We start from the raw sequence: 13,629 nt of genomic DNA on the forward strand, positions 1-13,629 counted from the left end.
CCTCAGGGGGACGGACGAAAAAGGGGCTGCGTTTCCATCGAAACGCGGCCCTTTTTCTATGCAGCTGAGCGGTCTTTGCGGTCAGAAGCAGATCTGACACGGTCTTCATTAGGTGCATGTGGGTCAGAAAGATCCCTTCATGCGGTCGCGCAGACGGCCAATCGCGGCCTTCTTGATCTGCGACACACGTCCCGTGGTCACGCCCATGATGGCGGCGACCTCGTAGATGTTCATTTCTTCGACGTAGTAGAGCTGCAGAACCAGCGCTTCCCGTTCCGGCAGTTCAGACACCGCCTGCCGCATGATCCCCCGGATCTGCTGATGCTGTGTGGCATCCTCGGGGCTGACCGTGTTGTCCTGAAACAGCGATGAGTGATCTGAATAGACCTCATCCAGGGACTGGGTCTTGTTGGCCTGGAACCGCGCTTCCCACGACAGGTAATCCTCAAGGCTCATGTCCAGCTCGGCGGCCATCTCCTCGGGCATCGGATCGCGTTGCAGCCTCTGGGCCAGTTCGCGCTCAGCGGCGCGGGCCTTTTGCTGCATGGAGATCGTGCTGCGGCAGAGGTTCGAGTTTCGCCTGAGCAGATCCACAATGGCCCCTCGCACGCGGATCGCGGCATAGGCTGAAAAGCTGACGCCTTCCTGTGGGGTGTAACGTCGGGCCGCATCAATCAGGCCAAGATAGCCCGCCTGCAAGAGGTCATCGATTTCGGCAAATTGTCCGACCCGCCCCATGAAGTGCCAGGCCAGCTTGCGAACGAGCGGCATATGCTCCTTCACCAGCGTGTCCGGGTCCTTCTTGGTCTGGGCCGTATAACCCTTTTGCGCAATCATTACCGTTCCTCACTCAAACTCTTACTGCATCTGCAGCGCATGGCTGCTGAACAGCTGTGCCGCTTGGGCCGTGGCGACCTGTGCAGCGTGGGCGTCAGGGGCATCGTCCGTATCGGCCGGCACCCAGGCCCGCATCCAATCGGACACGATGACCTCATCAGCCTGGGTCAGATTGTCGAGGACTTCCTCGCCTTCACTGGTCCAGGCCACCTGCTTGTTAAATTGCAAAAGACATGCCAGCAGTCCGGAAGAAACCGGCGCATATTTATTGCTGGCCATCAAAATCTGTACGTCGCTGTCTGCCCAATGCGACAGCATGTTGGACGCCAGTTCGCGGCTGAAGACGCTGGGCAGAACAAAGATGCCCTTGTCGCCATCATGCTGAAACTTATCGGCATATTCGCGCGCCTTCTGCGGATCATCGGGCAGGATCACGATCTGCGATCCCGGCACATTGTCGGGCAGGTTCCGGCCGACTTTTTCGTCCACCAGCATCACGGTCAGGCCCAGCAGTTCTGCCTTGGACGCCAGGAAGGCCGCATCAGCGCGCGCTTCTGACCCCATGACGTAGAACGATGGCTTGGCCTCTCCTGCATCCAGTTTCCGAATGGCAATCCGCACCGCCGCCAACGCCTTCTGACGCATGTCAGGACCGGCAATGAAGAAACGACCAGCGCCCAGCGGTTCCACCGAACGTTCTGGCAGAACGCTGGAGACGATCGCTTTGGTCAGACCGATCAGGTGGCCCGAACGGTCAAAGTGGCCCAGATCTTCGCGGATGGCGCTGACCACATTGGCAGGCAGCACCGGGGTGGGAATGTCAAAACCGCCCAGGCCGGTGACGCGCGGGGCATATTCCAGCCCATCGTCAGGCAGCGGCGCGGCGGTGACGGTATCGGTCGGGGCCAGTTCATCGGCGTCTGCAACGGGGGCGTCTGCCTCAGCGGCCTCATCCACCTCAGCCAGTTTCGGCTGCGGCGCGGCAGTGTCATGGCGGAACTCAATCGGCTTGTCGGCTTTTGCTGTTGCCGGGGCTTCTTCAGCTTCGGCACGTTTGGCCGCAGCCCGTTCAGTGATCGCCTTCACGGCCGCCGCATCAGGCGAAAGGTCGGCCTGCACGCCATCCTCTTCCAAGCGACGTTTCAGCAGCGCCTCAAAGGTTGCTGGTGAGGTCATGCCAACCGGCGAATCTGCGGCCACCCCTTCGGGTTTGCGCGGTGTCTCTACCGGCGCGGAGGCTGCAGGTTTCACCGGTTTGCGGGCGGCTAGCTCTTTCTGCTGACCCGAGGCAAAGGGTGAGGCCGAGAGCGCTTCTTTCAGGCGGTCTGCAAGGCCCGGCGCCTCTTTGGCGGGGGCTGGGGCCAGGGGCGCCTCATGGTGAGGTTCACCTTCGACCATGGCAACAATCTCAAACTGGCCGTCCTTGCGAGAGGAGGACAGGATCAGCGCGTCTGGTCCAAGACGGCGAACAACCTCTTCCATAGCCTGTGCACTGTCTGCGGCGCGGATGGTGATAGATTTGCTCATGAGATCCTCTCCTATTGATCCATGTTCGGTACGGCGTCATGACCACCGATGGTGCTCACAACTTCGATGCGGCGGCCCTCGGGCAGCTCGTCCAGACCCAGCACAACAGTGTCGAGCCCGTGCATACGGATGAAACCAGCCAGGGCACGGCGCAGGCCCGTGGCAACGATGATGATCGGGTGGCGACCCTCGCCCGAGAGCTGCTCACCAATCTCAGTCAGACCGTTAACGATCTTCTCTGCCAGTGCGTTGTCCAGCATCAGGGCGGTGCCGCCCTGCGGGATCGAGCGCACCAGCATCTGCTCCAGATCCGGGCTAAGGGTGATCAGCGGCAGCGGCTGGCTGAGCGGCACAATCTGCTGCAGCATCTGGGGCACCAGCGACGGACGCAGGCGTTCGGCCATTTCCATCGGCGACAGACCCAGCGCGGAAATGTCAGCCATGCCTTCCAGGATGCGGCGCAGGTCACCTACGGGGATGCGTTCCATCAGCAGGAAGCGCAGGACCGAGGTCAGAACGTGCAGCGGCACCAGTTTCGGAATAACAGTATCCACCAGCGTCGGGCTGGACTGTTCCAGAATGTTCAGCAGGGTCTGAACATCATCCGGGCCAATCAGCTTGTCCGCATGCTGATAGAGCAGCTGGCTCAGGTGGGTGGCGACAACCGCTTCAGGCTCAACCACAACATAGTCATCTGCTTCGGCCTCAGCCTGCTGATGGGGCTGGATCCAGACCGCATCCATGCCAAAGCTGGGATCGGTGCATTCGATGCCCTTCAGCTTGCGGCGCGACATGCCACCGAGCAGCGCCAGCTTGCGATCCGGGTAAACCGCGTCTTCGCCAACAATCGCCTGACCAATGCGCAGACGGTACTGGTTGGCTTCAAGGTTCAGGTCGTCACGAATGCGCACACCCGGCACGACAAAGCCCATCGCGCGGGACGCATCGCGGCGCACCCCGGTGATCGAGGAGACCAGCGGGCTGGCTTCGCCACCGTCGATCAGCGGGATCAGGCCATAGCCGATCTGGATCGAAACAGGGGCGTAGTCGGTAATGTCATCTGCGGTGATGGTGGCCGAGGGTTTATCGGCCTCTTCTTTCTGCTGCTGTACCGCTTGTTTTTCCTCAGCTGCGGCGGTTTCCGCCTTCTGCGCGTCGCGCACCTTCGAGAAATAGGCAGCCCCAGCTGCGGCAGCAGCCGCCAGCAGGAAGATCAGGTTCGGCATGCCCGGCACCAGACCCAGGATCGCCATCACGGCGGCCACCGGCACCCAGGCGCGGCTGATGTTCATCTGTTCGCCAATATGGGCGGCCATATCCTGGGTCGAGCTGACCCGGGTCACGATGATCGCAGTTGCAATCGACAGCAGCAGCGACGGGATCTGAGCCACCAGACCATCGCCGATCGACAACAGCACATAGGCCTGCGTGGCATCGCCAACAGCCATGCTGTACTGGGCCACACCAATGATGATGCCACCGATGATATTGGCCGCCAGAATAAGGATACCGGCAACCGCATCGCCTTTGACGAATTTCGACGCACCGTCCATGGCACCGTAGAAATCCGCCTCAGACGCCACTTCAGCGCGGCGTTCGCGGGCTTCGTCATTGGTCAGGATACCGGCGTTCAGGTCAGCGTCGATCGCCATCTGTTTGCCGGGCAAAGCGTCCAGGGTGAAACGCGCCGAAACTTCGGACACACGGCCGGCACCTTTGGTGATCACCACAAGGTTGATGATCATCAGGATCGCAAAGACCACGATCCCAACAGCGAAGTTGCCGCCGATCACGAAGTTGCCAAAGGCCTCAATCACCTTACCCGCGGCCCCTGCCCCATTGTGGCCTTCAGTCAGAACGATCCGGGTTGAGGCCACGTTCAGCGCCAGCCGCAACACGGTGGCGATCAGCAGAACACTTGGGAAAGACGAGAAGTCCATCGGACGGTAGCTGTGCAGCGAAACCATCAGAACCAGCAGCGCCAGCAGGATGTTAAAGACAAAGAAGATGTCCAGCAGCGCCACCGGCAGCGGCAGCACCATCATGGCCACCACAGCCAGAATGCCAAAGGGCAAAGCCATACCGCCGAAACGGCTCAGCATCGCGGAGGGTCCGCCGGGTCCTGGATTGGCGCTGGTCACTGCCATCTTGCTTTGACACCTTGTTCTGTTTCATTTCACCCCGGTTTGGCGGGGCCATTCGAGGAAGAAATCTGCAAGGCGCGTGCCAGCCCTAAGGGGAGGCGTCATTTTATTTCGCATAAATTTCGGGCTGCGGACCTCAGGCTTGGCACGGCCATTGCAAAGCTTCGGGCAAAACTCTCATCGACGGAGAAAACGCCCATGTTGCGCATACCCAAACCTCTGCCGCTGGTCGGCACAGCCCTGACGCTGAGCATGCTGGTTTCAGCCTGCGTCAAAGCCCCGATGCGGGCGGTGCAGGCCCTGCCTGACACCCCGACCCAAGAAACCACTGCCCTGGCGGTTACAAAGGATAATCTCGACGTGTTGTCAGGTGAAAAGAAAGCACCCATGCTGGGCCTTTCAGCCAGCGCGCTGATGGATCCCACCCCTGAACCTGTTCAGATCACCGGTGTCGGCTACAGCCAAATCGGCGCCCAGCCCGGCAAATCACTGAACGAACGCCGCCTGATGGCGATGCGCGCCGCCCGGATGGAGGCGATGCGTGATCTGACCGAACAGATCCACGGGCTGCAGCTAAGCTCTGACACCACGCTGCGCGATAATGTGATCCGCTCGGACAATCTGCGCGCCGTCGTAGATGGCGAAATCCGCGGGGCCAAAACCCTGCGCATCGTGCCCAAGGGCAATGACAGCTTCCAGGTCATCCTGGCGCTGGACCCTGACACGGTGGCCTACATCCTGCGCGCCGCCCGCGGCCAAGCCTAAGCCCCTCATCCGCCCGCTAATCGGAGACGTCCCATGCTGCGTTCGCTTCTGTCTGTTCTGTTTGCCACCCTTCTGACCTTTGCCCTGCCGATCGCGGCACAGGCACAGGCGGTCTGGGTCGAAGTCATCGGCCACGCCGTGGCTGCCAACAAGAAAGACAAGCCCGCAGCACGGCGTCGCGCCCTGGCGGATGCACTGATCTCGGCTGGCATGGCAGGCGGGGTCAGCATGAAGGGCCACACCGTCGTCGACAAAGGCCGGGTGGTGCGCGATCTGACAATGATGCGCGCCGCCGGTCGGGTTCTGCGCTACGACCGACTGGGTGAAGCCTGGTCTGGCCAGACAATTCAGATCAGACTACGCGCATTGGTTGCGCCGCTTGAAGGCCCTGCCTGCGGCACCCGCCGCAAGATCGTTCTGGTTGCAATGGCCCCTGAAATTCACACCTCCCCAAATGCGCCGGCCTGGACCTCGCAATTGGGGGCGGAGCTGTACAACGACGCGATGCGCCGGGTCAGCCGTTATAACCACGTGGACGTCAAACACGTGATGGGCATGGGCCAAGCGCCTGTTTCGCCCCGTAAAATTACATCTTTTGACTATAACGCCTTGACACGCGGGCATATCCATACCCACCCCGGTGACACCCAGTTGACCACCTGGTTTGAGATCGACACGGAAATGGGGCCTTTGGGGGAGCAGGTGGTGCTGCGGGCCCGCTTGCAGTTGATCGAAGGCACCGGTCAGCGCACGGAGCGCGAGCTGTCAAACGCCGTCACCCTGCCGGGCAAAGGCCCGATCACCAGTGCGATCGGCAAGAAACGCCACAGGTTAAAGGCGAACCTGTCGAAGGGCTATACCGAGATCCTCGAAGGTCTGATGGATCTGGCCACCTGTACGCCTGTGGCTGCGCATGTCGCGCGGTCGGGCAATACGCTCAGCGTCTCCGTCGGCAAGGCACAGGGCCTCAGCCGTTCGGCCTTGGCCTTCACCGAAAACCCGGCATCCGACTTCGAAGCGCTGGAAATTGTCAAACTGCAGGGCAACCGCGCCACATTGCGCCCGGTCGATCCCGCCACCCCGCTGTCGGTCTTTGATGGTCGTATCGTCCGCTTCGTGGACTCCGGTCAATGAGTGGGGGCTTGAAACAACTGCCCGCATTGGCCGTAGCGCTGAGCGTGCTGGCCAGCCCGGCCCTGCCGCAAACCACAGCGGTCTACCGCGACGGGATCAGCGGTGTTGAAATGCAGGAGCTGGCGCAGGCCGCGATGCAGCGGGCGCAGGTGTCCGGCCAGATCAGCATCTCCAGCCGTCGCCCCTACCCGCCCTGCGCCACCGCCCCGACGGTGACCCCACAAAAGGGCAAATGGTCGATGCTGAAGGTGACATGTTCCGGCAAAAGCAGCTGGACCCGCCACATTCGCACCTCGATCAAACCAGGCCGCTATATTGCCCCGTCCAGTGAACGTGACGGGCCTGATGGGCCCACGGTTGCGGTTCTGAACAAGAGCCTGAAAAAGGACAGCGTGATCACCGCTGCCGACATCGAAATGCGCGTTGTTTCCAAATCGACAGCGGGTGGCAGTTTTAGCAATCCGGCACATGTGATCGGGCAAAAATTATCTAAAAATTTGTCCGAAGGCCGCCCCATTCAGGCACGCCATTTGCAAAAAAACTATATGATCGGTCGCGACATGCCTGTTGCGATCCAGTTTTCGGGTAATGGGATGACCATCTCGACCCCTGGAATATCGTTGCAAAACGGTGAGTTAGGGGAATACGTCGAGGTGAAAAACCTATCCAGTGGCACCGTTTTGAAAGGAATGGTAGCGGGGCCGCAAAAAATCATCGTTCGGGCTAAAACTCACTGAGCCTACGTCGTTAATTATATCGTGAAATGATACGTTTCAGATAGGAGAGAGAGAGCTATGGTCGATCCGATCAAAATATCGTCCAATGCCTCAGCAACACGATCCGTAACGACGAGCACCAACTCGGCTCGGGCGCAAACTGCCGCGCCTGCCAAAGCCGGTGCTGTTGCGGGGGCAAAGACCGACGCCGTGGCGCTGAGCGCGACCGCCAGCCAGATGCCGGAAGAGCTGAAGGCAGGTCCGCCGTTTGATACCCAAGCGGTGAACTCAATCAAAGAAAAACTGGCCGAGGGGAACTATCCCGTCGATGTCGACAAGATCACTGACAGTCTTTTCCAGGGCTACCTGGAACTGGCCGGTTAAAAAAATTATCGTAGGGGCTGACGTATGACCACCGTCCAACTGATCCATCTAGCTGCCAGTGCACTTCTGCTTGGCGCTGCTTTCACTGTGGTGATGCACCGCATGAAGCTGCGCAAAGTGTTTGCCGGGCGCAAGCAAGAGACCGCTGAGCTGCTCGACTCGCTCGAAGAGCGACTGGAAGCCAAGTTCAAGGCGCAAACCACGCTGATGAATGAGCAGAACAAAAAACTTGCCAAGATCGCCACCCAGGTGTCGACGCTGGCAGATGAGCGGTTGGTGGAACAGGCGATTTCGATCGCACGTATGGGCGGTGACCCCGAACACATCAGCACCGCGGTAGGCTTGTCGCTGGATGAGGCCCGCACCCTGCACCGGTTTCGTCAAAACTAAAAAGTCGGAACCTGAGGGGACTTGATAAACAAAGGCCGGCATTGCCGGCCTTTTGTTTGTTTAATGCGTTCCGGGTTTAATCGAAACGCTTGGGCGCCTGCCCCGCTGCGGCATGACTTTGCGGTTTGCGATAAAGCCAGACACAGAAAAGCCGGGCAGTGCCCGGCTTGTTCTATATCCTCAGCTGATATGTGAGGCGATCACATGATCGGCATGACCTGCGCGCCCGCCGCCAGACGCAGGGCCCAGGCCTCGACGTCATCTTCAAACACTTTGTGAATGGAGGGGCTGAACCGCAACAGGGCCGCAATGGCCAATTCGCGCTTGTCTTCAAACTCGGCCATCAGGCCTTTGTCCACTTCCGACCAGTTGGTTTCGGGCAGACGCACCTGCGCCCGTTTGCCATCGCGTGAAAACCGCAGATCCCAGTCAAACCCAAACAGCGTCAGCGAAACCATATTGCCGGGATTGAACGAGCCTGAGCGGCGGATCATATGCATGCCCACATAGTCATGCAGCGCGTCACGGGTGTTGCGCAGAACCTCTGCCGCCACCGGGCGCCAGCCCTCATCCACGTTGTTTTTCAACGCTTTCCAGGGGGTAAGCTCATCCTCACGAAAGGCGATCACTTCGCGCGCGTCGTCCTCAACCTCAATCTGGCCGGGCGCGACGGTGCCAATTTCATAGCTCGCCTCCCCAATAGTTAAACGTGCAAAAGGCGCGACATCTAAAATTGGTGTCGCGGGGGCCCCTGCATCGTTAAACGTCGGCTCATATACCGTCATCAGTAAACTCCTTGGGGGATGTACTCGTCTGTTGGACTCCTCTACGACGCAAATGCTTAATTTTTTACCTATCGGACCGGAATTCGGCCCAGAATTCCGCCACGTCTGACGCCAAATTTTCCGCGCAATTTGAATCAACTCCCCTGACCCGGATTGGCACGGAAGATGCACTCCAACTGGCAAGAGACTACGGAGTGGCCGCATGAGCACCGAAACGCCAGATATTCAGGAAGCGATCAAAATCGCCCTCGCCTCGGCAGATACAGCCGGCGATGCCGCCGTGATGGCGGAACGACAAGCAACATCCATGTCCAACAAGGCTGAATGGGTGGACCGCAAGCTGGTGCCCTTTGGCATTGGCGCGCTGGTTGCCGTAACGCTTTGTGCGGGGCTCAGCGGGTTGGTCTACTACCGCACCCTCAGCGATCTGCGCACCGCGCGCGACACCCATGTTGAGGCGCTGCACCTGTTTTCGCAGAATGTGAACACGCTGACGGAAACCGTGGCCAAGACCGAAGCCATGATGGAGGCCCAGACCGGTGAAAAAACCGAACTGGCCGCCGCGCTTGATGGGATCACCAAACGGATCGCCACGATGGAGGCGCAGATCCAGTCAAACTCGGATGTGACCATGGCCGCATTAGGGGATGGTCCGGGCGGATTTGCTGCGCAACTGGCTAAAACAATGGACCCACGGGTGGATTCCATCCGCGATGAGGTGATGGGCGGCATGTCCGACCTGCATCTGGCGCTCAGCCAGAAACTGTCGACCCTGGCCAATCAGCTGACCACCGCTGCGGCCGAGGCTGGCCGCCAGCGCGCTCAGACCTTTGCGGATGCCGCGCAGGCCACCAAACCCACGCCGAAGCCGAAAACCAAAACAAAGCCCAAGGCACGGCCTGCAACCAGCAGCAAAAAATCCACAGGCAACAGCAATCCGTTTAGCTTCCCATGAGCCTGCGCACCCCTGTCCCCCCGCCTGAACCGACAGAAATTCACCTTGAATTGCAGAAGGTTGGCGTTGCCGGCCAGTCACTGGGCCTGAGGCCAGGGGACAAGCTGGTGGGCCTGGATGGTCAGCCGTTTACTGGCGGCGCCAAAGAGCTGCGCGCGCGGTTTTCCGCCCTGGAAAACAAACGTGTGGCGATGCATTTCCAGCGTGCCGACGTTGATCTGACCGTGGTTTCCGTGACGCCAAAATTGGGCCGCTGGATGCCCTGCCCCGTCGCCGGTGAGCCGCATGTGCCCCCGGTGGATGCCAGCCAATTGGACAATTGGGAAATCCTGCGCGCGCGCGACGGCAGCTATGACCTGTTCCGCCATCGCGTCTCACCTCTGGTCTGGATCGCAACGCCCCTGTGGCTGGCGCAGATGCGCCTCTGGCCACATCTGGCGGCTTTCATGGGGATGGTGGCCGTGGGGCTGCCTGTGGGCCTCTGGATGGCGATTTCGCTCTGGGTTCTGGCGTCTTATTACACGCGCAAGAACTACGCGCAGGTGATCCGCGCAGACCGTATTCAGCGCGGCATGTTCCCCTTCGCGATCATCGCCGCCCGCGGTGAAATGGGGGCACATGCCACCTATCTGTCGATGATGCCGGATGATGAGTTTGCCTTTGGCAAGATCATTCTGATGAATGACAAACCAGAGCCCAAGCCAGAAACCGAAGACGATTACGACTACGCCGCTGCGTAACAGGTGCGCGTGCCCCGGGGACCTCACCCCGGGCGCCGCTAACCATCTAAATTCATAAGACAAAAGAAAAGCGGAGACCGGCCCACCGATCTCCGCTTTTGGCTGAGCGAAAGTCCCTAACGGCTCAGCTTGCCTGCAAAAGGGCGTTCCGACGACGCTGGAAGGACGACGGGATTTTCAGGATGTCGCGGTATTTAGCGACGGTGCGGCGGGCCAGGTGGGTGCCCTCACCGGTGATGATCTTGGCAATGGCGTCATCGCTCAGCGGACGCGCTGCATCTTCTTCGCGCACCAGCTGCTGAATACGGTGACGTACGGCTGCGGCGCTTTCGCCCTCTTCGCCTTCGTCTTTGCGCAAGCTGGCAGAGAACAGGTATTTCAGCGGGAATGTGCCCTGCGGGGTCTGCATCAGCAGATCCGTGGTCACCCGGCTGACGGTGCTTTCATGCACGCCGATCGCCTCAGCCACGTCTTTCAGGGTCATCGGGGTCAGACCGGCCGGCCCCTGCTCCATGAAGCCCGACTGACGGCGCAGGATTTCGGCGCCAACCGACAGGGTGGTTTGGTTGCGATGGGCCACCGCGCGGCGCAGCCACAGGGCCACCGACAGGGTGTCATTCACATAGTCGCCATGCGCCGGCTTCAGCTGGGCGGCTTTCTTTTCGTTGACCAGAACGCTGGGCAGGGTCGATTTGTTCAATTCAACCTGCCAGCCCTCGGCGCCTTTGGTGACGATCAGGTCAGGGGCCCGCTGGGGCGCCACAGGACCGTTGAAATCGGCACCCGGCTTGGGGTTCAGGCTGCGCAGCAGTTTCAGCGCCGGGCGCAGCTCATCCATGTCGCATTTGCAGGCCCGCATCAGGCCTTTCAGGTCGGCAGCGGCCAGTTTCGGCAGGTTCTCCAGCAGGGCGGCAAAGATCGGTGTCATCACGCCCTGGTCTTCAGCCTGCAGCTTCAGGCATTCGGCCAGCGAGCGGGCAAAAAGACCTGAAGGTTCAACTTGTTGCACGCGCTCCAGCCAGCTTTCGGTTTCTTCCACCGACAGGCCCAGACGGAAGGACATCGCCTCCAGATCTTCGCCCAGCCAGCCGCTTGGTTCCAGCGCTTCCAGGAAGACGTCAGCGATCATGCGGTCGCTGGGTTCCGGGAACAGCATATCAAACTGAGCCGCCACATGTGCATAAAGAGAGAGGTCGTGTTCCGCGATCCGGGCCAGCATATCGCCCTGATCTGCCCCTGCCCCGCCCGAGCGGCTGCCGATGCCACGCATCGAGCCCTGCTGGTCGGCGCCGGGACCGGCTTTCACGTCCACAAAAGGATTGTCTTCAGCTTCACTCTCAATAACCGAGTGCAGATCAACGTTGCTGTACTGCAAGAGGCAAATTGCTTTCTGCAATTGCGCAGTCATGACAATCGATTGACGCTGACCAAGGTGTTGTACTGTTGAAATTTGCATGAGCATCTCCTTGTCGACAAGGATGCTCTCCATTTTAGCCCCAAACAACGTAAAACGTTTGACTTCACCTTCAGGAGGTATAACAGACAAAAGTATGGGTTGCTAAGTCATTGAAAAAAAAGAAACCGGCGTCGAAACGCCGGTTTCCTGTCACGGTGTCGAAATTCCGACACTAGATCTTATTAGCCACGGAGCAGCTGCATCACGTTCTGCTGGCTGGAGTTGGCCTGGGCCAGCATCGCGGTGGCGGCCTGCGACAGGATCTTGCCACGCGCCAGCGAGGTCGATTCCTGGGCGAAGTCTGCGTCGCGGATCCCCGACCGTGCCGCTTCAACGTTCACGGTGATGTTGGTCAGGTTGGAGATGGTGCTGTCCAGACGGTTGGAAACCGCACCAAGATCCGAACGAGATTGGTTAATCTTCTGCAGAGCCACGTCGATGGTCTTAATCGCTTTCGATGCACCCGCCGCAGTGGTCAGGTCAATCTCAGCAACGCTGTCCAGCGAAGAGTTGTTCGCGGCGGCGCCGAAGTGACGGGTACCGTCTGTTGCGGCGTTGTCAGTACCAACCGAGAAACCTTTGGTCGAGGTCATCTCTACCTGGCCGGTGATCACTGCCGAGGTAACGGCCGAAGTGGTGTCGGTCAGGGTTACGGCCGGGGTCGACGCGGCGGTGGTGCCATCGTTTTCCAGCGCGGTAACGGTCATGGTGGTGTCGTTCACCGAGGTGTCATAGCCGGTCAGCTCGATGTCGTTACCCTGGCTGTCGGTCAGGATGATTTCACCGTTGTTTTCACCCATGGTTGCACTGACGCCAGTCTGACCCGCCTGGGTGTTGATCGCGTCCCGCAGACCACGAAGGTCGCTGGTGTCGGAGATGTTCACGTTACCGATCGAGGTGCCGTTGATTTCAAAGGTCACGTCCGATGCAGCCGAGAAGCCCGACAGTTTGGCTTTGGACATCGCTTCTGCTTCAACACCGGTCGAAGCCGAGGACGAGTTGATCGCATCTGCCAGCGACTTGGCCGACTGGCCTGCCGAAGTGGAAACGGTTGCCGAACCTGCGTAACCGGTCACGGTCAGGGTTGCACCACCGGCGATTTCCGATGCGGCCGAACCTGCTGCCGCGGTGCCGCCGAAGGCGTTCACTTCGGTGGTTACGGTGTGGGCGCCGATGTCGGTCGCTGCTGCGCTGTCAACGTCGATGTTGATGGTCTGACCGGCGTCTGCACCGATCTGCAGCTGTTTACCGGTGAACGAACCGTCCAGAATTTTCATGCCGTTGAAGGTGGTATCTTTCGCAACACGGTTGATCTCGGTGATCAGCTGCGTACCTTCCGCCGCGAGGTTGTTCCGGTCCGAAGAGGTGTTCGTGTCGTTCGCGGACTGAACAGACAGTTCGCGCAGACGCTGCAGCATGTTCGAAACTTCGACGTGGGCGCCTTCGGTGGTGTCCACCAGGTTCTTACCGTCGGTGGCGTTACGAACCGCTTGGCTCAGACCTTTAATCTGGGCGGTCATCTTTTCCGAGATGGCCATGCCGGCTGCGTCATCCGCTGCGGAGTTAATCCGAAGACCCGACGACAGTCGCTCCATCGAGGTCGAGGTTTCCATGTTTACGCGGGTCATCGTCGCTTGTGCCGACAGCGCGCCAATATTGGTATTGATGGTAGTCATGGCCGTCTCCTTGGCTGTAAATTGTTTTGCGCTTCGTTGCGCTTGTAATTGGGAACGTCGCGGGGCAGAAAAGTTTAAAGAAAAACGCAAAAAACAGATTTAATCATTGTTTTTAAACGA

Annotated in this window: 13 protein-coding genes; 7 read left to right on the forward strand and 6 right to left on the reverse strand. The window is 59.7% G+C overall.

The annotated features are described in order from the left end of the window. Positions 1–123: 123 nt before the first annotated feature. From ACORLH_RS12960 to flhA, 3 genes are read right to left on the reverse strand one after another with little or no spacing between them, the layout of a single operon-like run. Positions 124–837 carry a FliA/WhiG family RNA polymerase sigma factor gene (locus ACORLH_RS12960; protein ID WP_321828810.1) on the reverse strand — a complete coding sequence of 238 codons (714 nt, stop codon included), beginning with the start codon at positions 835–837 and terminating at the stop codon, positions 124–126. Between the two features lie 21 nt (positions 838–858). After that, entirely contained in the window at positions 859–2,364 is a 1,506-nt protein-coding gene (locus tag ACORLH_RS12965) for a hypothetical protein (protein WP_321828811.1), read from the reverse strand. 11 nt (positions 2,365–2,375) lie between these two features. Then, positions 2,376–4,466 carry a flagellar biosynthesis protein FlhA gene (gene flhA / locus ACORLH_RS12970; protein WP_321828812.1) on the reverse strand — a complete coding sequence of 697 codons (2,091 nt, stop codon included), beginning with the start codon at positions 4,464–4,466 and terminating at the stop codon, positions 2,376–2,378. Positions 4,467–4,706: 240 nt separating this feature from the next. On the opposite strand from flhA, the gene ACORLH_RS12975 reads away from it, so the two are divergent. From ACORLH_RS12975 to ACORLH_RS12995, 5 genes are all read left to right on the forward strand, one after another. Then, positions 4,707–5,273, forward strand: a complete 567-nt coding sequence (locus tag ACORLH_RS12975; RefSeq protein WP_321828813.1) for an LPP20 family lipoprotein — start codon at positions 4,707–4,709, stop codon at positions 5,271–5,273. Between the two features lie 33 nt (positions 5,274–5,306). Continuing rightward, entirely contained in the window at positions 5,307–6,407 is a 1,101-nt protein-coding gene (locus ACORLH_RS12980; RefSeq protein ID WP_321828814.1) for a hypothetical protein, read from the forward strand. 110 nt (positions 6,408–6,517) lie between these two features. Beyond that, positions 6,518–7,144, forward strand: a complete 627-nt coding sequence (gene flgA / locus ACORLH_RS12985) for a flagellar basal body P-ring formation chaperone FlgA (protein ID WP_321828815.1) — start codon at positions 6,518–6,520, stop codon at positions 7,142–7,144. Between the two features lie 57 nt (positions 7,145–7,201). Next, positions 7,202–7,507, forward strand: a complete 306-nt coding sequence (flgM, locus tag ACORLH_RS12990; protein ID WP_321828816.1) for a flagellar biosynthesis anti-sigma factor FlgM — start codon at positions 7,202–7,204, stop codon at positions 7,505–7,507. 24 nt (positions 7,508–7,531) lie between these two features. Then, positions 7,532–7,897, forward strand: coding sequence for a hypothetical protein (locus tag ACORLH_RS12995; RefSeq protein WP_321828817.1), 366 nt, complete (start codon positions 7,532–7,534; stop codon positions 7,895–7,897). 200 nt (positions 7,898–8,097) lie between these two features. On the opposite strand, the gene ACORLH_RS13000 is transcribed toward ACORLH_RS12995, so the two are convergent. After that, positions 8,098–8,682 (reverse strand): hypothetical protein, encoded by a 585-nt coding sequence (locus ACORLH_RS13000; RefSeq protein WP_321828818.1) that lies wholly within the window; start codon positions 8,680–8,682, stop codon positions 8,098–8,100. Positions 8,683–8,884: 202 nt separating this feature from the next. Here ACORLH_RS13000 and ACORLH_RS13005 point away from each other — a divergent pair, with 202 nt between their 5' ends. Next, on the forward strand, positions 8,885–9,637 hold the full coding sequence (locus tag ACORLH_RS13005) for a hypothetical protein (RefSeq protein ID WP_321828819.1): 753 nt from the start codon (positions 8,885–8,887) through the stop codon (positions 9,635–9,637). Further along, the gene (locus ACORLH_RS13010; protein WP_321828820.1) at positions 9,634–10,377 is read left to right on the forward strand and encodes a hypothetical protein; all 744 of its coding nucleotides are present in this window, start codon (positions 9,634–9,636) and stop codon (positions 10,375–10,377) included. The genes ACORLH_RS13005 and ACORLH_RS13010 overlap by 4 nt, the downstream gene beginning before the upstream one ends. Positions 10,378–10,501: 124 nt before the next feature. Here the strand turns inward: ACORLH_RS13010 and rpoN are convergent, their stop codons facing one another. Beyond that, positions 10,502–11,833: an RNA polymerase factor sigma-54 gene (gene rpoN, locus ACORLH_RS13015; protein WP_321828821.1), complete on the reverse strand. Its 1,332-nt coding sequence runs from the start codon at positions 11,831–11,833 to the stop codon at positions 10,502–10,504. 182 nt (positions 11,834–12,015) lie between these two features. Continuing rightward, on the reverse strand, positions 12,016–13,509 hold the full coding sequence (locus ACORLH_RS13020; protein WP_321828822.1) for a flagellin: 1,494 nt from the start codon (positions 13,507–13,509) through the stop codon (positions 12,016–12,018). Between the last annotated feature and the right edge of the window lie 120 nt (positions 13,510–13,629).

Origin of the sequence: Thalassovita sp. (assembly GCF_963691685.1) — a bacterium.
In the GTDB taxonomy this organism is placed as follows: domain Bacteria; phylum Pseudomonadota; class Alphaproteobacteria; order Rhodobacterales; family Rhodobacteraceae; genus Thalassobius.

Bases quoted from the DNA above. Each gene is read 5' to 3' on its own strand.
- ACORLH_RS12960 (WP_321828810.1), bottom strand. From the start codon at position 837: ATGATTGCGCAAAAGGGTTATACGGCCCAGACCAAGAAGGACCCGGAC.
- ACORLH_RS12965 (WP_321828811.1), bottom strand. From the start codon at position 2,364: ATGAGCAAATCTATCACCATCCGCGCCGCAGACAGTGCACAGGCTATG.
- flhA (WP_321828812.1), bottom strand. From the start codon at position 4,466: ATGCTGAGCCGTTTCGGCGGTATGGCTTTGCCCTTTGGCATTCTGGCT.
- ACORLH_RS12975 (WP_321828813.1), top strand. From the start codon at position 4,707: ATGTTGCGCATACCCAAACCTCTGCCGCTGGTCGGCACAGCCCTGACG.
- ACORLH_RS12980 (WP_321828814.1), top strand. From the start codon at position 5,307: ATGCTGCGTTCGCTTCTGTCTGTTCTGTTTGCCACCCTTCTGACCTTT.
- flgA (WP_321828815.1), top strand. From the start codon at position 6,518: ATGCAGGAGCTGGCGCAGGCCGCGATGCAGCGGGCGCAGGTGTCCGGC.
- flgM (WP_321828816.1), top strand. From the start codon at position 7,202: ATGGTCGATCCGATCAAAATATCGTCCAATGCCTCAGCAACACGATCC.
- ACORLH_RS12995 (WP_321828817.1), top strand. From the start codon at position 7,532: ATGACCACCGTCCAACTGATCCATCTAGCTGCCAGTGCACTTCTGCTT.
- ACORLH_RS13000 (WP_321828818.1), bottom strand. From the start codon at position 8,682: ATGACGGTATATGAGCCGACGTTTAACGATGCAGGGGCCCCCGCGACA.
- ACORLH_RS13005 (WP_321828819.1), top strand. From the start codon at position 8,885: ATGAGCACCGAAACGCCAGATATTCAGGAAGCGATCAAAATCGCCCTC.
- ACORLH_RS13010 (WP_321828820.1), top strand. From the start codon at position 9,634: ATGAGCCTGCGCACCCCTGTCCCCCCGCCTGAACCGACAGAAATTCAC.
- rpoN (WP_321828821.1), bottom strand. From the start codon at position 11,833: ATGCAAATTTCAACAGTACAACACCTTGGTCAGCGTCAATCGATTGTC.
- ACORLH_RS13020 (WP_321828822.1), bottom strand. From the start codon at position 13,509: ATGACTACCATCAATACCAATATTGGCGCGCTGTCGGCACAAGCGACG.